The following is a 17,901-nucleotide window of genomic DNA, read 5'->3' as shown; positions in this document are numbered from 1 at the left end:
CCTACCATGCGCCGGCAGAGAAGCTGCCGGCGTAGTCGTCGGCGCTGCCGGATCGCGGCACCGGGGTGTAATCGATCTGGCCGCCGCCGGAGAGCGCGGCCGCCCACAGCATCTGCAGGGCGTCGGGGCCGTCGTCGTGGTCTGCTTTGGGGAAGTGCCGCAGCTGCTCAATCAGGGTGTGCTGGTCTGGAGATAACCGAATCAGTCCGTTGGCCATGTGCGGCTGCAGCGTCAGGATGCGCAAGTCTTTGTCGCCATGAGGGGTGACACCACGCGCCGGCACCGGAATGTGGCGCGCTGCCGAGCGCTTGACCAGCTCGGTACGCATGAACTCCTGGAACTGGACCGCCTCTACCAGCCACAGCACGCAGCGGTATTCTGCCTGGAAGGCGATCACGTCTTCGATGATGCGGTCGGGCAGGCGCTTGCGGATGCTAGCCTCCACCACGTCGAGGACGCCGGTATGGCGGTTGAAGCCGCCGACCAGGATGGCGGACGGATCACGCCGGTTCCCGGCCTTGCCCAGCGAAGGGTCGCACGCGCCGTAAAACACCCACTCGCGCAGCCGGTTCACCCAGAAGCTGATGCACTCGGCGAATGGGGCGTCATCACCGGACAGCGGATCGTTCTGCTGCTCGCTGTCGAACGCGCCCTTACCGTCGCGCGCCCGCTTGGTCATCAGCTTGTAAAAGGTGGTGCCGCCGGGCCAGCAAATCTTCACGCCGGCATCCATCTCCGGCTGATGGGCGTGATAGAACGCCAGCGCCTCGTCCTTGCCCTCTCCGAGCAGAATCTCGGTCCAGCGATCCCACAGGTCCATGCGGTCGGGCCAGCGCTCGACCGCGCGGAACTTGGCGCTGGTCCACAGCGGATTCTGGATCAGCCGCGCCAGCACCGAGTCGTAGTGCAGGATGGTGCCGATAATGAACACGTCCAGGCTGTCGTCCGCCGGGCCGAGCGACAGCAGGCTCTTGGTGATCCAGCTCATCAGCTTGTCGCGCTGCTCCGGGCTGCGGACGTTCTCGTCGTTTTCCAGGTCGTCGCCGATGACCAGGTCAGGCCGGTGCGGACCATGGCGGCGGCCCCGTATCCGTTTACCGGAGCCGAACACCTCGACCTTGACGTCGTTGGCGGTAAGGATCGTGCCGACCTGCCATACACGGCCCCGGCCGGTGGCCTCTGGAAAGTCCAGCAGCAAGCGGGGATTGAACTCCAGCTCCGCCTTGATCGCCTCCAGCATCGGCCATGCCTGCTCGACGGCGTCCATCACGATCAGCGGGTAATGCTTGCGGCCGGTGACGATGCACCACAACGTGCCGATTTGGGTGATCAGAGTGGACTTGGCATGGCCGCGCGGCGCGGCTACCGCGTCATGGTCGCCGACGCCGTTGTCGACTACCGCCTGGAAGCGATCGAACAGATAGTCATGGACCGTCGCAGGGATGTGTTTGACGTAGTGCGGGAAGTAGGTTTGAGCAAAGAAACGAAAGCTACCCATCGCCTGTAGCCGGCGCTGTTCACGTGCTGCCGGATCTGGGCTGAACCCGTCGCACTCGGCGTCGATCTGGCGGCGGTACTCAGCCGCCAGTAGCGCAACGTCCTTAAGGAAGTCTTTTTTGCTAAGCTTACTCACACCATTCTCCTGGGACGAATACCATGTTTGCAGAATTCACTGCCGCAGCCAGCGCGCTGAAAGCCGCCACTGATATCACCCAAGCCTTGTTGACATTGAAGACCGATGCCGCAGTATCCGCGAAAGTCGTACAGTTGAATGGCGTCATTGCCGATGTCCAACAGCAATTGTTCAAGGCGCAGGCAGATTACGCTACGACTCAGTCCCGACTGAAGGAGCTGAAAGCTGAAATAGAGCAGTTCAAGAATTGGGAGCAGGAGAAACAGCGATATCAGCTGCACCAGTTGGCTGAGGGCACAGTGGTGTATCGTGTAAAACCTGATATGCAAGGCGATGAGCCGGTCCATGAGCTTTGTCCTAATTGTTACCAGAATGGTGTCAAATCGATCTTGCAAAAGTACGGTATTCAAAATGGCCATCATTCGGTCACATGCCCCAATCCCAATTGCCGCGCAGTATTCCTATGTGAAAAGCAGGCTAGGCAGGTACCAATGCCTCCGCCACCAAGTACTAATAATTACTGGTAATTAGCCATACCACTTGGCCAACTCCTCCCCAAATGGCTCCAGCACCTCAACAAATGCGTTGGCATGCTTCGGGTATTTGTCGCGGATGAACGTAGCCATGCGTTGCACTACTTCCATCGCCGTCGCCAGCTGGCTGGTCTCCGGTAATACTCGCTTGCTGGCGGCGATCGTTTTGTTAAACGAGTCTGCCAAGCTGGCCAGCATCGCCACCTTCTTCTCGGCCGGTATCTGGTCATTAGCGGTCAGAGCGTCCATCGTCGCCTGATATTGGGTCATGAACCCTGCCAAGGCGGCACGGGCGATGCTCTCTATCCCATCGCCGGCCAGCAGCGCCGCCGCACGCACCTTGTCCCAATCGTCGCCGGTATCGGCCGATTCGCGTTTCCAGCGGCTGGCGGCAGACATCGACACGCCGCATTGCATGGCGGCCACTTCCAGGCTGATGCGGTCAAACACGTATAGGCGGCGGACCTTGTCTCGCGTCTCTGGTGTATGCGCCATTACAGCGCCCGCTTGACCAGTTCGACGGCGATGGCGGTGCCTACCGCGACGATGCCGCCGCTGATCGCGCCCGCTCGGGCAGCCTGCTGCTCAACGTGGCGCAGGCGGCCGTCCATGGCGTCCAGGCGCTCGTTCTGTACCGACTGGCTGGCGACGATCATGTCCAGCTTGCCTTCAATACGCCCCAGGGCGCGGGTCAGTTCGTTGTTCTCGGACATCAGCGTTTCCCTTCTTGGCGTTGTTGGCAGTCGATACAGCGGGTGCAGCCGGGCACAGCCTGGCGGCGCGGCGCGGGGATCGCATCCCCGCAGTCCTCGCAATGGCTGTAGCTGCTCAGCGAGGAGGCGCGGGCCAGATCCGCCTGGATGGCCAGCGCCTGGTCGCGTTGCCGCTGCTCCAGTTCCTGGGCACGGTCAAAATCATCCATGCGCGGCCCCCTGGTGCAGCCGGATGTAGCTGTCCAGGCGTATCTCCAATTCCTGGCACCAGCGGCCGTAATCGGCGGCGTGGTTCAGTAGGTCTGCGGGCGGTAGCCCTGCGCGGGAGGAGCTGGCTTGATCGGCTTTTGCAGCATTTCCGGCGTCGGCCGAGGGCATACCCGAATCGGACTCGGCGTAACCGAGGGCGGCGCGGTAGAGCCGCAGGCTGTCAGGGCCAAGGCCAGTAAAAGCAGCGCCATCACGTTGCGTTGCATTGGGGATTCTTTCTTTGAGTTGAGCCTGGCTGCGCGCCAGCTCGCCACGGGCCTGCAGCAACTGCCAGCCCACCTGGTGGACCAGATCAGCCAGGCGCTTTTGCTCGGCACTGGCTGCAGTCAACGTGCGGACGTTGTCCTCGGCCCGTTGCTTCAGCTCGGCGGCGTGCTGAGCCTTCAGGGTGGCCAGCGCCACCTGGTGACGCTGGTCGGCCAGGGACTGGCCGGTTTGATAGCCGACATAGCCCACACCTAGCAGCGGCAGCAGGTAGACGGCCCCTTTGATGGCCAGGGCGGCTAGCGGGTTAATTGTCATTGCCGCCCCCTTTGGCATCGCGTTGGGTAGCGATCCAGCTGCGCGCCGCCGAATACCCGCCCACCACGCCCAAATAGATCAGCCATACATCCGCGGTCAGCGTGCCCGCCACACCCTGGTAAATGAACATGCCTGTGCCGGCTGCGCAGGAGATGTTCGCCCACAGCTTGCTGTGGCTCAGCTTGCCGGTTGCAGGGTTTTTGAACAGATCGCCAAGGGTCATTGGTATCCCCGTTGCAGCGCGAAGTGGGGAAACTCACGGAATGGCGCATTGGGCCGGCCGTACCAATGCAGGCCCAGCTCCATGCCGATGCGGCCGGCGGTTTGCCAAGCGGGATGTTTGTCATCCCAGCACGGCTTCCCGCCGACAATCGGTACGACGTCGAACGCGCGAGCTGCCGGCCGCTCCTGGATCATGGCGTTGTGCTCGGATTGGCCGCCACGCGCGTTGGTGACGCGCGCGCCGGGCTTGCCATTGCGGCCCTGAGCGTACAGCTGGTTTTGCTCCTCGGCGGAGCGGTAGGTGCAAGTAATCAGGATGTCCAGGCCGGCAGCCTGGCAGCGCCGCAGAAACTCGCGGCACAGCGGCTGCAGGTCGGGATGGAGGTCTTCTATTTTGCGGCTAGGCATGTCGGTGTCCTGTGGATGGGAACACCGCCAGAATAAGAAAACGCCCCGGTTGGGGCGCTGTGCAGGCTTTCAGTGTATTCGGTCTGATTCACACAGATTTTGCTAGCACCTGGCTGCATGCTTGGGTGGCTTGATCAATTTTCTGCCGTTGCATGTTGACCGCGCCATTATCTGTCAAATCTAGAACTCCCTGAGGCTGCGTTTCCCGGATAATCCAGTACAGATTTTTAGCCTCGGACAGCATGCCTTCGCAAGCATCATACTGGCTTGTCTGTCGATTTCCATATTTTTGATATTGCTCATTCAGAACAATCGGCGAGCTCATCGCATCGTTTAGCAATGGATATTTTTCTAAAGCGCCAGCCGGTACAGCACGGAAGAAGAGGTCATAGTCTTTTTCTTGAACTTTCAATTCCAGATTCTTGGTAATGAACAAGGCTGCTCGATACTGAATTTTAGCAACAGCCTTAATCTCTTCTAAGCTGAGAGACCTGTTTGCGCTGTTCAACTGACGCAGCCTTCCCACGTCTTCAGAGGTTAAGCTCGCAGGCTGCCCACAACCGATAAGAAGTCCTGCAAGCAGCACTGGCAAAATGATGCAGCGGCGTACCATGGCATTTCCCTGTTCTGAAATGACAAAATGCTAAAACAATACCTCCTGTCTTGTCTCGTTAACTCTGTCGGTTTTCTTCAGCACCATCCAGACATTTCGTTCAGTCATCTGGTAGCGGCGGGCCAGCAGCCCGACAGCGTGGCTGGCCGGATGCGTGAGGGTTTCCTCGTCAAACTCAGCACGGATCATGCGGTCCCGCACCTCGCGTAGCGCTGTCGCGCAGCGGGGGATGGCCAGCACCTCGCCACCAAAGTGCAAAGTCAGAATATTGGCGGCATCAACGCCCACGACCTCGGCCAGCGCCTCGTAGCGAATCTGGCCATCCCGGCGCTTATTTTTGGAGATGGGAAAGGTGGTTCCACCCCAGGCCTCTATCAATCTCAGCGCCTTGGGTAGGCCAATCAGGCTGGCAATCAGCTGCGCCATTTCCGGCAACAGGTGCTGCACGTCGTTCAGTTGCATCCCTGGAACCTCCCATGTCGTTTCGCGTCGTACGTCAGCGCGGCAACCAGCCCATGCAGCTGCACCGGGGCAAGCCAACCGGCACGCTCCACGCCATACATGCGTTGAGCCATGGCGTCGGCGTAGTCCCAGGGCCGGCCGGCCTCGGCCAACAGCGCCTCCGCCTTGTTGATCAGGCTTTGCCGGCTCTCGCCAACGCGGGGTTTGTCAGCCGCTTTGCGCTTGGGCTTCCAGCCGCAGCGCTTCATGTGTGTCAGTACCCGGTCAATACCGTCTTGCGTGAGGTCTTTGCTAGATGCCGCGCCTCCCACGCTCAGCAACATGGCGCGGTAGGTCTCGTCGTCCAGCCCCAGTTCCTTCTTGGCAATGTGGATCATCGCCAGTGCCGGATTGCGCATACTTGCCTCCGTTGCTTGGTTTGCAGCCCGCAGCGTTGAGCGGCCCGCCGGTTTCAGAGGACGGCATCTCCAGTTAACCATGGAGGTGGGCCGCTCAACGCTGCGAGCTGTTGGTTAAAACCCGTTGCGGAGCCGGCATGACCGGCTCGACATCAGGCTCTACGTCTTACTGCAGTGCGTCCTTCAGCAACTTGGACGCGGCAAACTTCGGCGCTCGGCGGCCGGGGATCTCCAGCGCCTCGCCGGTCTTCGGGTTGCGGCCGAGCCGGGGCTGAGTCTGTTTGACCGCCAGCTTGCCCAGGCCGGGCAGCAGCGCTTCGCGGCCGGCCTGCAGCTCGGTGGTGGCGACATCGCCGAACGACTCCAGGAAGGCAGCGACGTCTACCTTGCTGACAGCGCGCTCATAGCGGATCTTCATGGTCTCGGTAATGCGTTCCATCAGTTCTTGCTTGGTCATGGCGGTTCCTTGTTTCAGTGGAGGGAGTGGGACGGCTTGCCGTTGACGACGACGTGCTTCTCGCATAGGTCGTTCATCAGCTGATGTAATCGTTCGGCGTCATGCTGCAGATGGGCGGCAACCAGATCGCCGACCTGGCTGGCGATCTCGGCCAGAGCGGCTCGCATGGCAGCCATGACCTCGCCGCGATACAGGACGAGTTCGTTGGCGCACTTCAGCGCGGTGCGCAGCTCGGTCACATTGCTAAGCGTGCCCGGATCGACAGCGCCGGTCGGAGCGTTAACCGCGATGCCAGGAAAGTCGGGGTCCGCCGGATTGACGAGGACGCGCTCCGGCGGCGAGCCCAATTCGGCGATGGCGCTGCGCAGGAAACCGTAGGCGAATGAATCACCTTCAGCGGCACGCAGCGCGCCCAGGGACACGGCCAGGACGGCAGTCAGGTATTCGCTGCGGTCGGTTCCGGACAGGCAGGCGGTGGCCTGCATGGTCAGGTCGATGGCACGTTTGATATCAGCGTTCACGTTGTTCGGTCCCATCTCACTCTCCTTTGGCTTTGCGCATGGCGCGGGTGACGGCCTCGGTGTGAGGTCCGGAGATTAGTGCGATGGCAAGAGAACCACCGCCAGTCAGTTCCATTTCTACGATTTCAAGCTGATTGCCCTGGATGCTTTTTGCTTCTTCGAAAACATCGACCAGCGTGGTATTGGGCCAGCCGAATAAGTCGGTCAATTTGCTCATTTCACGCCCCCGCGATATCAAGAGGAATCGGGCGGTATTGATCGGTGTCGCCGACCCGCTCATAGACCCGGATGTAAGACCGGCTCGCCACTACCTGGACGGCCTCGCCGATTGCCGTCATTGCCTCCTTCCAGCGCTCGTCCTGGATGTCGTAGCGGCGCAGAGCCAACACGCGGCCCGTGTTGATCTGGCCTTGCTTGTCAGTCGCAAAGGCTTCATTGACGATCACCTGCAGCTCGGGGCGGGCGCCTGCTGTCCAGTCCGCCAGGCATTCGTCAATCTTGGCGCGGGCCGCCTGCAGGCGTTCGTCAAAGCCAATCTTGTCTTGGCTGGCGCGGTTGATCTTGTATTTGCCGTCAAACGAATACAGGGTCAGGTTTCCCTTTTTTCCGCCCAGGGCCGCGCCATACTGCTCGGTCGAGAGGTCGACAAAGGCGGCGATATCGCCGAATGCGCGGGCCTTGAATCGGCCCAACACCTCGGACAGCTCCTGAGCGTCTTTCACCAAGGCGCGCACCAGGTTGTCGCGCTCGCGATCAATCGGCTTGATCAGGCTTTCCGGGACCAAATGGCCTTTGGCGTCTTTCCAGTAGCCATCGGGCGCTTGTGCTTGTTTCTCGTTCATCACGTACTCCTCATCAGTTGCTTGATCTTCTGCAGCTGGGCCTTGTTGCGGGCCAGCCATTCCGGGGTCAGCCGGGCTTCCTCTTCCGCCCGCCAGAATCGCCTGGGCGGTCGCGGCGGCGTGGGCGGAGGTTCAGGGCCGGGAGGCGGCGCGTTGGGTGGTGCTGCCTCCATCTCCGCCGGGGCCGGCGCGGTGCTGGGGGCTTGTGGCTGGCATTGGGCCTGCTCATCCAGGTAGTCCAGCCACACAATCCGCCGCGCCTCGCGCCGTTCCGTTCCCATGGCAACCAACCGCTCCACCTCGGCGGCCAGCACCGCTTTGGTTTTGTCGTCTAGAACCGTGTCGCTCATGCGTCCAGCTCGTCCCACACCACGCGGCAGCCGTTCAACTGGAACTGCCCTTGGCGGTACTTCCCGAAATAGGTGTCCTGATCAAAGCCGTAGTAGGCGGCTTTCCCTTCCTGAACCATTGCAGAGCAGCTTTCGTGCTTCAGAATGCGGATCGTCGGGCGTGGCGGCTCCATTTCCACGCCCACTACGGTTAGCCCGCGCTGGGTCAGGCGCTCTACGGCAGCGGCCACCAGGTGCGCGGCTGCAATCACTTTTGCGTTTTGGATCGGTCGTTGCGTTTGCATCTTCACTCTCCTTTGCAGCGGTTTTGGCACCGCTGGCATGCGCGCCAGTGGGCCAGCTTTAACGGGTTGTGGGTCGGGGCTTGGCTGGTGGACTGCGCTTTACACTCATCCGGCGTCAGGTCGCGGCCAAGATACGGGCAGGCCACGCGGCCCAGGGTGTTCAGGACCGCGCCGGCCACGCGTTCCGTCTGGCCGGGGTATTTGCCGGCAAGCACCAGGCTGACGGTGGTTCGGCTGTAGCCCAGCAATTTGGCAGCTTGGCCAATGCTGGTGCGCTCGACCTCGGCGCGCAGTAGGGGGAGCCAGGGCGATTCAGAGGTCGTCATGGTTCATCTCCTCCTGCCACACCACCTTGTCCAGGTTCGGGTCGTACACATAGGCATTGCGGCCAACGACCGGCGGACGCGGCCCGGAATAACGTTGGGGAAGGAATCTGTAACGCGGGGTGGATCGTTTTCCTGCCACTCTGGTGGCCTTGGCCTTGACGACATAGCCGGCCTTCACGAGCTGGCCGATATATAAGCTCGCGGTGCTATGGGCGACAGGGCGATCAGGGGTGCTGGCCAGCGCAGCCAGTTCTCGGGAGGAAAATTCCCCGCCGACGATGCGCATCGTCCGCCACATGGCCTCGGTGCACAGATCGCGCGAAATGGGCCGCCCCTTGGCGTCCAGGCGTGGATACTCGATGCCTGTATCCTTCACCAAGCGGAAGCGCTGCTGCTCGGCATAGCCGGTGCGCTGATTAATACGTTCGACGTAGCCGCCCAGCACCAGGGCGTTGACGTAGTGCCCGATAGCGCCGAGGGTCGCCAATGTGTCGCTGTGGATCAGTTGCGGCGTGAAGTCGTCGCGGCGCGCGCGGATGGCGTCCCAAATGCGCTGGTGCGCGCCACGGCCGCCAGAGCTCTCCATTCGCGTTGCATGACGTGCGGTACGCATCAGATTGCCCCCCGACGCTTCGGCGCGTCGCCGGTGTACAGGTCGCGGTCTCCCCACTTGGCCAGCGTCATTTCGGATTCGGCCAGCATCATGGCTTCCTCATGCACACGGGTCAGGTTCACGCATACGCGGCGCACGGAGCCATGCGACAACTCAACCACGCGGGCCAGCAGGTCTTCTGCGATGTCGACTTGGGGACAATAGATCGGCGACAGCTTACGGGCATCGTCCAGGCTGACGGGGAGTGCAGGAATCCAGGCCATCACGCGGCTATGGAACCGTTCCCAGCGCTTGAGCTTCTGCGGAATGGTCTCTTCGCCGACCAGCAGCAGGGTGCCCTGGCTGCCTTCGTAGATATCGCGCACCAGTTCGACCAGGCCATCGGAGCGCAGGCAGAAATCAAACTCGTCGACGATCAGCGGCCGCCGGGATGCAGCGATCTGTTCGCATACCTGGTCGAGTAGGTGCGGGATGGTGCCGCTGGGCTTGATGCCCATCTCGAATAGGATTTTCTCCAGCAGCGTCTTGCGGCTCCATGCGCTGCGCATCTGCACGTAATAGCCGCGCGTCTGGTTCGCCAACGCGCTGCAGGCGATGGTTTTGCCCCGGCCGGCCTCGCCGTACATCACGCCGATGCCCGGCAGTCCGTCGACCCGCGACAGCAGTTTTTCGGCCGCCACGGCGACCAGGTCGAGGTTGGAAATGTTGGCCACTCGATTGACCTGCGATTGGGGTTGCGTCATGATTTGGGCTCTTTCTAGTGGTTCATGCAGCGCCGTTGCAGCGGCGATGCGTTAGGCGCTCTTGCGCTGATATGTCCGGAATTCGGCGGTCGCCTGATAGGTGTGCCGCCATTTCCTTGCTTTCTCGCTGTCGATTTCCTCCTCGCTCATCCCATTCAGTTGTTGCCATTCCGCCCAGCGGGCCTCCGGCGTGGTTGGCACTGCCCAGGTAGGCAATTCCGCAACCGGCTCAGGCATGGCCTGCCGGGTCTCCGGCTCATTCGCCACGGTCACCACGTCCACCGGGTCCAAGGCGCGGGCGCGCTGCGCCAGTTGCTCGCGATTGAAGGACATAAAGCCGGGGATGGTGACGGTGTCGATCTGCTCCAGCGCCGGGGTGCCGTGCAGCTCCTCGCGCACCTCGACCAACTTCGCCTCCAGGCGCTTCTCGCGGCCGGCCGCGCGTTTCTCGCGGGCGCGGTCGATAACGGACTTCGGCATGTAGTCGCGCTTATTGGCATCCAGCTCGGCTGTGCACAGAAAGCGGCCCTGGTCGTCGTAGACCCAAACGGTGTGAGGGTCGTGGATGTCGTAGCCGACCCGCAGCTGCTCGCCGTGGAACTCCTCCAGGGCGCGGGCAAAGTAGCGGTTGCCGAGCAGTTCGATCTCGCAGCGGCGCACGGTGCGCAGCATCTGCGGGCGGAACAGCGGGCGGGCTTCGTCATCGGTGACGCGGTGCGCCTCAAAGCCCTGGGCGACGTGCTGTTCCCAGACCTCGTTCGGTGTCATGTGGCGACGTCGGCCAGTGGCCTGGTCTGTAATCTTGGGCAGGCTGCGGTGCGGGCGGTCGTTGTACTCGGCCACGCGCTCGTCGCAGAACGCGATGAAACGGTCCCACGCCATCAGCTGCATGGCGCTGACTTCCGCAGACTTGATCGCCTTGCGCGACAGCTTGAAGGTGGCCAGCTTGGCCTCGCGGTCCATGTCATGGCCGATGTAGCCGGCTTGCAGACTCTTCGCCGCGTTGACCCATATGGTTTGGTGCAGCCGTTCAATCACGCCGCGCGCCTGGGAGTTGTACGGCAGGCTGTTGACCATCTCGATGCCCAGCCGGGACATGAAGCCGGTTGCGACATCCAGCATCATTTCGTTCTTGTAGCCGGAGCCGTTGTCGACGTAGAACACGGCGGGGATGCCATGCCGCAAGCAGGCATCGCGCAGGGCGTCCAGTACCGCCAACCCGCTCTCGGCCAAGGCCACCGACCAACCCACCACGCGGCGGGTGGCGATGTCGACCATGGAGGTGATCTCCGGGCGGAACGGGCGGCCATGCAGCGGGTGTTGCACCTCGGCGTCAAAGGTGTGGCCATCGGCGCTGTAGATATCGCCCGGTAGCAGGTTTTCGAAGCCACGGCGGATGAAAGGCTTGAGCGTCTTCAGCTCGCGCTCGCCCATGCGGCCGATCTCGCGGCTGACGTTGCCGACTTTCTGCAGGAAGCGGCGGACCTGCCAAACGCTGGGCACCTCGGTCCCCGGCTGGGCTTGCGCCCAATCAGCGGCAAACAAGCGGTAAGCATGTTCGACTGTCGGCTTCTCCGGCCGCTGGTAATAGCCCAGGAAGAACGGAGCCCAGGCCGGCACGCTCATGTCGCGCTCGCGCTTCTTCGGGGCCAGCATGCCGGCGCGCTCGTACTCAACAAAGCGCAGCACGCTGCGAACGCTCGGCAAGCCGTCCGGGCTGGGGCGGCCGCGCTCATCGCGCGCCATTTTGAGCATCTTCACCAGCTGTTCGCTGGCGGTGCCCAAGCGGGCCATGTCGAGGAGCGTCGCAGCCGCTTTTTTCAGCGGATACCCGGAGCGCTTCATCAGCATTTCCAGCGCCTGCAGCACGCCGCGCCGCGCGTCGGCCTTTAGCGACTGCGCCTCGGTTTCGATCAGTGGCAGCTGTTCGGCGCGCCGTGTAGGAAGAGCTGGAGCCGGCATGGCGGCGGCTACGCTTTCGGCGGCTTTAGCCTTGATTGCTGCGACCACCTCGGCGGGCGGGGTGTATTCTCGGCGGATGCCGCCTCGGCCGGTGGTTTCGACGTAAGGCCAGGATTCGCGCTCGGCGCGAGCTATCAGGGCCACTTTAGAAGTTGGGAGCCCAAGCAGATGTAGTGCCGCAAGTTCCGATGCACTGTAGTGCGATTTCACGAGAGGCGCGTTCATTTTTCGCCTCGCGCGCTTCGACGAATCTTGCCCATCAAATGGCCAAAGAGCTTTTCGTCCATTTGTCCTTCGATTGCTTTCTGTTTCGCCTTGATATGTCGATCCAGAACAGCCATAGCCCCAAACTCTGCACACAGTGCTTCATCTGTCGTCAGAACTTTTCTACCCGCTTGATGAGCCATCCACTCCAAGGGACGAGCGTCTTCGCAGACAGACATCAGGGCCATCAGGGCATCAACAGGGATTCGGCGATCAATCTGGCTTGGTGCACACCACAAGTCCAGGTGGGATTTATTGACCGGGCGAGCCAGCCTCTCGCTTATCGCATCCGCTACCCGTTCGCGGGAAAGGCCACGGGCAAAGGCGTCATCAAGTGCGGAAGCCAGCATTTGACGAATCCCCGCGTCGTATAGATTTTGGCCCTGGGCTGCGACGACCCCTTCGGGCGTTTCAATCGCGAATACATCGAAGCTGAGAGCTAGCTGCCCTGGTGGATTGCGTGGTCTTCTACTCATAGTGTTCTCCAGTAGTCGTAAGCGTTAAAATTGTCCCGATAGCATTACACTTGAGATTTACCCTGATTGCTGCTCACTCCTTCGATATACTTATGGGCATAGCGAGGCCGAATTCGGCGTCCTTCACGGGTCCAGCGTTCGGGCCAAAGCTCGTGTGGTGGAACGCCTAGGAACTCTGCGATCACAACCTCGCCAGAGAGGACTGGTCGAGCAAGAGCATTCCGTATAGTTGACGGCGGTAGATCTTGTTGACGCGCAAGGGCCGACATCGTGGTTCCCCGTTTTCGGATAGCCGCTTTGATATCCTCCTTGTGCCATCCTTTGTGTTTACAGGCGCTCATGTGGATTCCTTCGTTACCCGGTAGCAGCCGGTTTTTTAGGCGGGAGCTAATCCCGAACGTCATCTTTAACGAAGATTAAGTGTTCTTAAGTGTTAAGTCAATGCTTAACGCTCGTCCTGCGCGTCGCCGGCTCTGAGCGATATCGGGCGCGAGCAAATAAACACAATTAAAACAAGATAATGCGCTGATTCTGGCTCAGGGATTGGAATCTGTTTAAGTGTTGCGCGAACCTAACGGTTCGTTATGGGGAAGTGTTAGGTGAAAAAGCTATACTCAGCGAGTGAGATCGCAGCGATGTGCCTACCAGGCTTGCCTAAAAGCAAGCCTGCGTTGATTGCGCGCGCACAAAGTGAAGGCTGGTTCTTCGAGGAGAGAAAAGGAATCGGGGGAACACGCAAGGTCTATGAGATTCCTGCGCGCTATCTCGGTGAGGCCAAAACGTTGCCTGCTGAGGCCACATCAGTAGCAGGCACAATTGTCGCCGGCTCGTCAGATATCGACCTCTCAAAACTTCAAATGGTCGAAACGGTACTAGAAGAAGCTTTGCGTGCTCGGGGGCTGGAGATCGACCCTGCTAGGCGAGGAGCTGTAGTGGCTTTCCTGTATGACTACGCTAAGAAAGGTGGCAACCAGGAAGGCATCCTGATGGCTATCAAAGCGCTAGTGGCTTGACGTAGTGGCAAAAGGTACAAGTGCTGTGAAAATGCATATGGTATAGCATGGGACATTTCTAATGCGTATCAGCAGCACATTGAATGCAGGAAGAGGTAGAGGTAGAAGCCTTGCGGCGCTTACTAGATGGCGCGCTCAGGGTCGCAGCGCCGCAGCGCCCGGAGACATTGTCCGGCCTCTCTCTCATCGATACCAACGCTGATGCGGCCAATGATCCGCTATTCGAAGTCATTCGCCCGCTGTTCAATGCCAAAAATGGCGCAAATCTGGTTAAGATCGCGCCATTTTTTATCGCTACCGTGCATTTCTTCCTGGATGATCCTGGTCAGTGGATAGCCGCGTGGTTACTGGCTTTCTTGGCAAACAAGCGGCCGGCCACCCGGTGACAAACTAACTACCCCCCCACACTAACGTCGCCCCGCTCAAACAAAGGGCGTCTTAAAACCTTGGGAATGGCTTTGGAGACGGCTTGCGCTGATGGGGGAGGGGCGCGTCGGTTCGGTTTCAGGTTATTGGAAGCGGGCAAGCCACATGGGACTGAAGGCAGATTCAGACAGTGCTGCTAGATTCAGGCGGGGGGATGACGGAACGCCAAGAAGGTCGGGCTTCTGTCCTACAAGATGTAGAACGGAAGCGACGCGCCTCTTCCCCTTTCAGCGCGCGCCGGCAAAAAGGCGATGGGCAAGGTTTTAAGCCGCCGAAACTTGCCGCGCGACGGTAGCGCGCGGCAAGTTTCGGCGGCTCCTTGCCCAGCGTCTTTTTGTCGGGGTTTCGCGGGCTGCAGGGGCGGCTTGGGGATGAAAGGGGGCTGGCCGCGCAGCCCCCTTTCCCGTTCGCCGGGCGGAACCGGCCCTCAAGCATCGTCCGCGAAGCGGTCTCATCAAATTGTTAAGAAGGAGAGTCTGGTTGAGTGCGCAGGGCGGGCAAGACCTGATGGTCTGCCCGCCCTGCCTGGCTAAGGTCTATTGATTGGTGGAGCGCCAGATGACCAAAGGCCAAAAGTAAATGACGAGTCTTCGTCTTTTGGAGTTATCTGGAGGTCTTTTCGCATCTCAAAGAACAATCTCGACATGAGTCGATCGTGATTCTCTTGAGTTTTTTGACTATTGCTGACCTTGATCTCCTGCTGAAAGTCCTGCATTGCTTTCACGATAGCTTGAGGGGCAACCAAATTGAGCTTATTGCAGGCACGCGCGAACTCACGTTGACCTTCAGGACTTTCTTCACCGATGACGATGCCGCTCAGACTTGCAACGAATTCTTTATAGTGTTCGAGTTTCTCTTTCCGAAGCTCTGCTTCTCGTTCACGTTTTTTTGTAAACCAGTACGTGGCTCCGGCAAGCGCAAATGCCCCTGAGGATGCGATGAGTGCTGTGGCGATTTCGGCTGCCATGTGTGTACTCTCCTGAGATTGTTTCGGTGGGGAAAAGCTCAGGAATAATATTCACATTAATGACAGCGCTTGTATTCGCTGGATAGCTCTAATCGTTTTCAAAATGGCAGGACGGGATCAATTCCGAATTGGTGGCAATCTCTCCTGACGGGGGCTGAACCAGGGGCTTTGCCTATGCGTCCAAGCAGACGTCAGTCTCATCTCACTGCCAGTTTCCCCGCCAACTCCGCCAACCGCTTCCCCTGAGCCAGCGCCAGCGCCTTCTCATGCTCACTAATCGGCTGCCGATTATCTATCCCCGACACATGACTCACCCCATACGGTGTGCCGCCGCTCTGGGTGGCGGCGAGCGCGGCTTCCGAATAGGGCAGGCCGGCGATCACCATGCCGTGGTGCAACAGCGGGATCATCATGGTCAATAGCGTCGACTCCTGGCCGCCGTGCATCGACGCCGAACTAGTGAACACGCAGGCGGGTTTACCGGACAGCGCGCCCTGCATCCATTCGCCGCTGGTGCCGTCCAGAAAGTATTTCATCGCCGCCGCCATATTGCCGAAGCGGGTGGGGCTGCCCAGCGCCAGGCCGGCGCAGTCGGCCAGATCCTGTCTTTCCACATAGGGCGCGCCGCTTTCTGGAATGGCCGGCTCGCTGGCCTCGCATACGGTGGAAACCTTGGGCACGGTGCGCAGCCGCGCCTGGCAGCCAGGCACGCTGTCGACGCCGCGCGCGATCAGCCGCGCCAGTTCGCGGGTGGAGCCGTGCTGGCTGTAATACAGCACTAGGATGTCTAGCATGAAAACCTCGCAATCACGGATAACCGCCGCATGATAGGGCAAAGCGGCTTGTCTTGCCTCATCGCCGCTTTGCCATTACCTTTGCGCCCATGCAAGTTCAACGATTAGAACCCTATTTCGGTTTTGCCCGCTTCCTGGCGCGGCGCATGGGCGGCCTGCGCGTGCTGCAGGTGTCGGGCAGCCTGACCTTCACCACGCTGTTGGCGCTGGTGCCGTTGTTCACCATCGCGCTGACGGTGATTTCGGCGTTTCCGGTGTTTTCCGACTACAGCACCCGCTTCAAGATCATGCTGCTGTCGACACTGGTGCCGGAGTTCGCCGGCAAGGTGATCACCGTCTACATGCGCCAGTTCGCCGACAACGCGGAAAAGCTCACCGCCGCCGGCATCGTGATGCTGGGCGTCACCGCGCTGATGCTGATGTCCACCATAGAGCGCACCTTCAACGCCATCTGGGGCGTGCGCCGCGGCCGGCCCTGGCTGCAGCAGGGCATGGTGTACTGGACGGTGCTGACGCTGGGGCCGCTGGTGCTGGGCGGCAGCCTGCTGTCCTGGCGCTGGTTGTTCCGGGTGACGCGTTTCGAGAAGAACCTGCCTTTTCTGGCCAGCCTGGTGGAGGCCGGCGGCACCATCGTGCTGACCGCGCTGGTGCTGTCGCTGCTGTACCGCATCGTGCCCAACCGCTTCGTGCCGATCAAGCACGCGATTTGGGGCGCGCTGGCGACGGCGGTGCTGTTGGAGGCCACCAAGGCCGGCTTCGGTTTCTATATCGGCCAGATCGCCAGCTACCAGCTGGTGTACGGCGCTTTCGCCAGCATTCCGATCTTTCTGTTGTGGGTGTATTGCCTGTGGCTGGTGGTATTGGCCGGCGCGGTGTTCACTTCGGCCTTGTCCTATTGGGAGGGTGACGCCTGGCGCCGCCGCAACCAGCCGCAGCGTCGCTTTTTGGATGCGCTGGAAGTGCTGCTGCTGCTGGACGCCGCCCATGAGCGCGGCGAGGCGCTGACGCCGCCGCAGCTGCGGGAGGCGGTGAAGGTGGGCTACGACGAGCTGGGCCTGGTATTGGACAAGCTGGCGCAGCTGGGCTACGTGCAGAAAGGCCATGGCGATGCCTGGGTGCTGATGAAGCGCGCGGCGGCGATCCGTCTGTCCGAGTTGTTCGAGTTGTTTGTCTATCGTCGGGAGAACGAGCGCGGCGACCTGCTGGGCGAGGCTTTGACGCAGTTGCTTGCTCCGCTGACCGATGGGCTTCAGGCGGAAACCGTGGAGGATTTCGCCCGCCGCGTCGGGCAGAAATAGGCGGTATTGTCGTAGAAGGCCGGATCTTCGTTGTCCGGCCACCAGCCCGGTATGCCCAGCAGCGGCAGCGGGCACATCGCGCGCGGGCTGGCTATTTGTCTGTCGTCGTCCAGCAGCGCGGCCAGTCTTTGGTCCAGCCGCTGTTGCCGCTGTTCCGCCTTGAGCGCGAAGAACTCCGGCTCCACATCCAGAATCAGCGCCTTGCCGCACCACCCTATGTGCGGCGTCAGTCCCATTTCCATCACCGCGTGGCCCAGCGTGCGCGCTTCCATGTTCAGGCCCCAGTCGGCGCGGCGCGCCATGAACAGCAGCTTCCATTGCATGTCGTCCAGCGCGCGGCCCAGCGCGGGATCGGATGTCGCCACGATCACCCCGCATTCGTCCAGCAAGGTGGCGGCGTCGCGCAGCGGCCCGCGCCGCGCTTCGCCACGCCGGATCGCGCGGACATGGCGTCGGTTGAGCGCCTGTTTGGCGCGCGGCCAGGCCAGCCAGGCCAGCGCGTTGAACCAGTCGTGCCAGTTTTGCAGCCGGGTGGGCACCTGGCCGGTGTCGGCGATGTGGCTTTCGTAATAGTCGTCCGGCTCCAGGCCGCAGACGAAGCGAAGGTTCGCCGGCAGCGGCTGGCCCATGGCGCGGGCGGCGGCCAGCAGGTGGTCGTAATCGCGCTGTTGCGGCCAGCTGCTCGGCTCAATGCCGGCCAGAACCGGGCGCAGCGGTTGGTACAGCGGGTGGGCTAGGTAATCGGTGTGCCAGGCGTTCACGGCGGAGAGGGCGTCGAGAAAAGGCGCCAT

At 61.1% G+C, this 17,901-nt stretch carries 29 protein-coding genes; 4 read left to right on the top strand and 25 right to left on the bottom strand.

Annotated elements, in window-relative coordinates; genetic code table 11:
- Nucleotide 1: 1 nt before the first annotated feature.
- The gene (gene terL, locus BI344_RS01445) at nt 2–1,633 is read right to left on the bottom strand and encodes a phage terminase large subunit (RefSeq protein ID WP_071111190.1); all 1,632 of its coding nucleotides are present in this window, start codon (nt 1,631–1,633) and stop codon (nt 2–4) included.
- Between the two features lie 23 nt (nt 1,634–1,656).
- Here terL and BI344_RS23595 point away from each other — a divergent pair, with 23 nt between their 5' ends.
- A complete protein-coding gene (locus tag BI344_RS23595; protein ID WP_083370024.1) occupies nt 1,657–2,160 on the top strand; it encodes a hypothetical protein in 504 nt (167 codons plus the stop codon).
- On the opposite strand, the gene BI344_RS01435 is transcribed toward BI344_RS23595, so the two are convergent.
- From BI344_RS01435 to BI344_RS22615, 21 genes are all read right to left on the bottom strand, one after another.
- A complete protein-coding gene (locus tag BI344_RS01435) occupies nt 2,161–2,661 on the bottom strand; it encodes a DUF1804 family protein (RefSeq protein ID WP_071111188.1) in 501 nt (166 codons plus the stop codon).
- Nucleotides 2,661–2,879, bottom strand: a complete 219-nt coding sequence (locus BI344_RS01430; protein ID WP_071111187.1) for a hypothetical protein — start codon at nt 2,877–2,879, stop codon at nt 2,661–2,663. The genes BI344_RS01435 and BI344_RS01430 overlap by 1 nt, the downstream gene beginning before the upstream one ends.
- Nucleotides 2,879–3,088 (bottom strand): TraR/DksA family transcriptional regulator, encoded by a 210-nt coding sequence (locus BI344_RS01425; protein WP_071111186.1) that lies wholly within the window; start codon nt 3,086–3,088, stop codon nt 2,879–2,881. The genes BI344_RS01430 and BI344_RS01425 overlap by 1 nt, the downstream gene beginning before the upstream one ends.
- On the bottom strand, nt 3,081–3,671 hold the full coding sequence (locus tag BI344_RS01420) for a hypothetical protein (protein WP_071111185.1): 591 nt from the start codon (nt 3,669–3,671) through the stop codon (nt 3,081–3,083). The genes BI344_RS01425 and BI344_RS01420 overlap by 8 nt, the downstream gene beginning before the upstream one ends.
- Nucleotides 3,661–3,894 (bottom strand): hypothetical protein, encoded by a 234-nt coding sequence (locus tag BI344_RS01415; protein WP_071111184.1) that lies wholly within the window; start codon nt 3,892–3,894, stop codon nt 3,661–3,663. Before BI344_RS01415 ends, BI344_RS01420 begins: the two co-directional genes overlap by 11 nt.
- Nucleotides 3,891–4,301, bottom strand: a complete 411-nt coding sequence (locus BI344_RS01410) for a M15 family metallopeptidase (protein WP_071111183.1) — start codon at nt 4,299–4,301, stop codon at nt 3,891–3,893. The genes BI344_RS01415 and BI344_RS01410 overlap by 4 nt, the downstream gene beginning before the upstream one ends.
- An 88-nt stretch (nt 4,302–4,389) precedes the next feature.
- Nucleotides 4,390–4,914, bottom strand: a complete 525-nt coding sequence (locus BI344_RS01405) for a hypothetical protein (protein ID WP_071111182.1) — start codon at nt 4,912–4,914, stop codon at nt 4,390–4,392.
- Between the two features lie 30 nt (nt 4,915–4,944).
- Complete coding sequence (locus BI344_RS01400) at nt 4,945–5,376, bottom strand: Mor transcription activator family protein (RefSeq protein ID WP_071111181.1); 432 nt, start codon at nt 5,374–5,376, stop codon at nt 4,945–4,947.
- The gene (locus BI344_RS01395; RefSeq protein WP_071111180.1) at nt 5,367–5,774 is read right to left on the bottom strand and encodes a gp16 family protein; all 408 of its coding nucleotides are present in this window, start codon (nt 5,772–5,774) and stop codon (nt 5,367–5,369) included. The genes BI344_RS01400 and BI344_RS01395 overlap by 10 nt, the downstream gene beginning before the upstream one ends.
- 166 nt (nt 5,775–5,940) lie before the next feature.
- Nucleotides 5,941–6,231: an HU family DNA-binding protein gene (locus tag BI344_RS01390; protein WP_071111179.1), complete on the bottom strand. Its 291-nt coding sequence runs from the start codon at nt 6,229–6,231 to the stop codon at nt 5,941–5,943.
- Between the two features lie 14 nt (nt 6,232–6,245).
- A complete protein-coding gene (locus BI344_RS01385; protein WP_071111178.1) occupies nt 6,246–6,767 on the bottom strand; it encodes a hypothetical protein in 522 nt (173 codons plus the stop codon).
- A 1-nt stretch (nt 6,768) separates the two neighbouring features.
- Entirely contained in the window at nt 6,769–6,969 is a 201-nt protein-coding gene (locus BI344_RS01380; RefSeq protein ID WP_071111177.1) for a hypothetical protein, read from the bottom strand.
- Between the two features lies 1 nt (nt 6,970).
- Nucleotides 6,971–7,594: a DUF3164 family protein gene (locus tag BI344_RS01375; RefSeq protein WP_071111176.1), complete on the bottom strand. Its 624-nt coding sequence runs from the start codon at nt 7,592–7,594 to the stop codon at nt 6,971–6,973.
- The gene (locus BI344_RS24685) at nt 7,594–7,944 is read right to left on the bottom strand and encodes a hypothetical protein (protein ID WP_071111175.1); all 351 of its coding nucleotides are present in this window, start codon (nt 7,942–7,944) and stop codon (nt 7,594–7,596) included. Before BI344_RS24685 ends, BI344_RS01375 begins: the two co-directional genes overlap by 1 nt.
- The gene (locus BI344_RS01365) at nt 7,941–8,228 is read right to left on the bottom strand and encodes a hypothetical protein (RefSeq protein WP_071111174.1); all 288 of its coding nucleotides are present in this window, start codon (nt 8,226–8,228) and stop codon (nt 7,941–7,943) included. Before BI344_RS01365 ends, BI344_RS24685 begins: the two co-directional genes overlap by 4 nt.
- Before the next feature lie 2 nt (nt 8,229–8,230).
- Nucleotides 8,231–8,554 (bottom strand): helix-turn-helix domain-containing protein, encoded by a 324-nt coding sequence (locus BI344_RS01360; RefSeq protein WP_071111173.1) that lies wholly within the window; start codon nt 8,552–8,554, stop codon nt 8,231–8,233.
- Complete coding sequence (locus BI344_RS01355) at nt 8,541–9,167, bottom strand: hypothetical protein (protein ID WP_071111172.1); 627 nt, start codon at nt 9,165–9,167, stop codon at nt 8,541–8,543. Before BI344_RS01355 ends, BI344_RS01360 begins: the two co-directional genes overlap by 14 nt.
- Nucleotides 9,167–9,910: an AAA family ATPase gene (locus BI344_RS01350; RefSeq protein ID WP_071111171.1), complete on the bottom strand. Its 744-nt coding sequence runs from the start codon at nt 9,908–9,910 to the stop codon at nt 9,167–9,169. The genes BI344_RS01355 and BI344_RS01350 overlap by 1 nt, the downstream gene beginning before the upstream one ends.
- 51 nt (nt 9,911–9,961) lie before the next feature.
- Nucleotides 9,962–12,097 (bottom strand): Mu transposase C-terminal domain-containing protein, encoded by a 2,136-nt coding sequence (locus tag BI344_RS01345; protein WP_071111170.1) that lies wholly within the window; start codon nt 12,095–12,097, stop codon nt 9,962–9,964.
- Nucleotides 12,094–12,612 (bottom strand): hypothetical protein, encoded by a 519-nt coding sequence (locus tag BI344_RS01340; protein ID WP_071111169.1) that lies wholly within the window; start codon nt 12,610–12,612, stop codon nt 12,094–12,096. The genes BI344_RS01345 and BI344_RS01340 overlap by 4 nt, the downstream gene beginning before the upstream one ends.
- A gap of 44 nt (nt 12,613–12,656) precedes the next feature.
- Nucleotides 12,657–12,953 (bottom strand): helix-turn-helix domain-containing protein, encoded by a 297-nt coding sequence (locus tag BI344_RS22615; protein WP_083370021.1) that lies wholly within the window; start codon nt 12,951–12,953, stop codon nt 12,657–12,659.
- Between the two features lie 258 nt (nt 12,954–13,211).
- Between BI344_RS22615 and BI344_RS01335 the strand changes: the two genes are divergently transcribed.
- Nucleotides 13,212–13,625 carry a hypothetical protein gene (locus tag BI344_RS01335; RefSeq protein WP_139166851.1) on the top strand — a complete coding sequence of 138 codons (414 nt, stop codon included), beginning with the start codon at nt 13,212–13,214 and terminating at the stop codon, nt 13,623–13,625.
- 83 nt (nt 13,626–13,708) lie between these two features.
- Nucleotides 13,709–14,011, top strand: coding sequence for a hypothetical protein (locus BI344_RS01330; protein ID WP_071111167.1), 303 nt, complete (start codon nt 13,709–13,711; stop codon nt 14,009–14,011).
- 569 nt (nt 14,012–14,580) lie between these two features.
- Here the strand turns inward: BI344_RS01330 and BI344_RS23585 are convergent.
- Complete coding sequence (locus BI344_RS23585; protein ID WP_139166850.1) at nt 14,581–15,018, bottom strand: hypothetical protein; 438 nt, start codon at nt 15,016–15,018, stop codon at nt 14,581–14,583.
- A gap of 197 nt (nt 15,019–15,215) precedes the next feature.
- Nucleotides 15,216–15,812, bottom strand: a complete 597-nt coding sequence (wrbA, locus tag BI344_RS01320; RefSeq protein WP_071111165.1) for an NAD(P)H:quinone oxidoreductase — start codon at nt 15,810–15,812, stop codon at nt 15,216–15,218.
- Between the two features lie 89 nt (nt 15,813–15,901).
- Between wrbA and BI344_RS01315 the strand changes: the two genes are divergently transcribed.
- Nucleotides 15,902–17,110 carry a YihY family inner membrane protein gene (locus tag BI344_RS01315; protein WP_071111164.1) on the top strand — a complete coding sequence of 403 codons (1,209 nt, stop codon included), beginning with the start codon at nt 15,902–15,904 and terminating at the stop codon, nt 17,108–17,110.
- Here the strand turns inward: BI344_RS01315 and BI344_RS01310 are convergent.
- Complete coding sequence (locus tag BI344_RS01310) at nt 17,062–17,901, bottom strand: DUF3025 domain-containing protein (protein ID WP_071111163.1); 840 nt, start codon at nt 17,899–17,901, stop codon at nt 17,062–17,064. The two genes, BI344_RS01315 and BI344_RS01310, sit on opposite strands and share 49 nt — an antisense overlap.

The organism is Chromobacterium sphagni, assembly GCF_001855555.1.
GTDB lineage: Bacteria > Pseudomonadota > Gammaproteobacteria > Burkholderiales > Chromobacteriaceae > Chromobacterium > Chromobacterium sphagni.
This window is presented reverse-complemented; position numbering and strand designations above follow the sequence as displayed.

Coding starts and splice junctions, on each gene's coding strand:
- BI344_RS23595 (WP_083370024.1), top strand. CDS start 1,657: ATGTTTGCAGAATTCACTGCCGCAGCCAGCGCGCTGAAAGCCGCCACT.
- BI344_RS01435 (WP_071111188.1), bottom strand. CDS start 2,661: ATGGCGCATACACCAGAGACGCGAGACAAGGTCCGCCGCCTATACGTG.
- BI344_RS01430 (WP_071111187.1), bottom strand. CDS start 2,879: ATGTCCGAGAACAACGAACTGACCCGCGCCCTGGGGCGTATTGAAGGC.
- BI344_RS01425 (WP_071111186.1), bottom strand. CDS start 3,088: ATGGATGATTTTGACCGTGCCCAGGAACTGGAGCAGCGGCAACGCGAC.
- BI344_RS01420 (WP_071111185.1), bottom strand. CDS start 3,671: ATGACAATTAACCCGCTAGCCGCCCTGGCCATCAAAGGGGCCGTCTAC.
- BI344_RS01415 (WP_071111184.1), bottom strand. CDS start 3,894: ATGACCCTTGGCGATCTGTTCAAAAACCCTGCAACCGGCAAGCTGAGC.
- BI344_RS01410 (WP_071111183.1), bottom strand. CDS start 4,301: ATGCCTAGCCGCAAAATAGAAGACCTCCATCCCGACCTGCAGCCGCTG.
- BI344_RS01405 (WP_071111182.1), bottom strand. CDS start 4,914: ATGGTACGCCGCTGCATCATTTTGCCAGTGCTGCTTGCAGGACTTCTT.
- BI344_RS01400 (WP_071111181.1), bottom strand. CDS start 5,376: ATGCAACTGAACGACGTGCAGCACCTGTTGCCGGAAATGGCGCAGCTG.
- BI344_RS01395 (WP_071111180.1), bottom strand. CDS start 5,774: ATGCGCAATCCGGCACTGGCGATGATCCACATTGCCAAGAAGGAACTG.
- BI344_RS01390 (WP_071111179.1), bottom strand. CDS start 6,231: ATGACCAAGCAAGAACTGATGGAACGCATTACCGAGACCATGAAGATC.
- BI344_RS01385 (WP_071111178.1), bottom strand. CDS start 6,767: ATGGGACCGAACAACGTGAACGCTGATATCAAACGTGCCATCGACCTG.
- BI344_RS01380 (WP_071111177.1), bottom strand. CDS start 6,969: ATGAGCAAATTGACCGACTTATTCGGCTGGCCCAATACCACGCTGGTC.
- BI344_RS01375 (WP_071111176.1), bottom strand. CDS start 7,594: ATGAACGAGAAACAAGCACAAGCGCCCGATGGCTACTGGAAAGACGCC.
- BI344_RS24685 (WP_071111175.1), bottom strand. CDS start 7,944: ATGAGCGACACGGTTCTAGACGACAAAACCAAAGCGGTGCTGGCCGCC.
- BI344_RS01365 (WP_071111174.1), bottom strand. CDS start 8,228: ATGCAAACGCAACGACCGATCCAAAACGCAAAAGTGATTGCAGCCGCG.
- BI344_RS01360 (WP_071111173.1), bottom strand. CDS start 8,554: ATGACGACCTCTGAATCGCCCTGGCTCCCCCTACTGCGCGCCGAGGTC.
- BI344_RS01355 (WP_071111172.1), bottom strand. CDS start 9,167: ATGCGTACCGCACGTCATGCAACGCGAATGGAGAGCTCTGGCGGCCGT.
- BI344_RS01350 (WP_071111171.1), bottom strand. CDS start 9,910: ATGACGCAACCCCAATCGCAGGTCAATCGAGTGGCCAACATTTCCAAC.
- BI344_RS01345 (WP_071111170.1), bottom strand. CDS start 12,097: ATGAACGCGCCTCTCGTGAAATCGCACTACAGTGCATCGGAACTTGCG.
- BI344_RS01340 (WP_071111169.1), bottom strand. CDS start 12,612: ATGAGTAGAAGACCACGCAATCCACCAGGGCAGCTAGCTCTCAGCTTC.
- BI344_RS22615 (WP_083370021.1), bottom strand. CDS start 12,953: ATGAGCGCCTGTAAACACAAAGGATGGCACAAGGAGGATATCAAAGCG.
- BI344_RS01330 (WP_071111167.1), top strand. CDS start 13,709: ATGCAGGAAGAGGTAGAGGTAGAAGCCTTGCGGCGCTTACTAGATGGC.
- BI344_RS23585 (WP_139166850.1), bottom strand. CDS start 15,018: ATGGCAGCCGAAATCGCCACAGCACTCATCGCATCCTCAGGGGCATTT.
- wrbA (WP_071111165.1), bottom strand. CDS start 15,812: ATGCTAGACATCCTAGTGCTGTATTACAGCCAGCACGGCTCCACCCGC.
- BI344_RS01315 (WP_071111164.1), top strand. CDS start 15,902: ATGCAAGTTCAACGATTAGAACCCTATTTCGGTTTTGCCCGCTTCCTG.
- BI344_RS01310 (WP_071111163.1), bottom strand. CDS start 17,901: ATGGCGCCTTTTCTCGACGCCCTCTCCGCCGTGAACGCCTGGCACACC.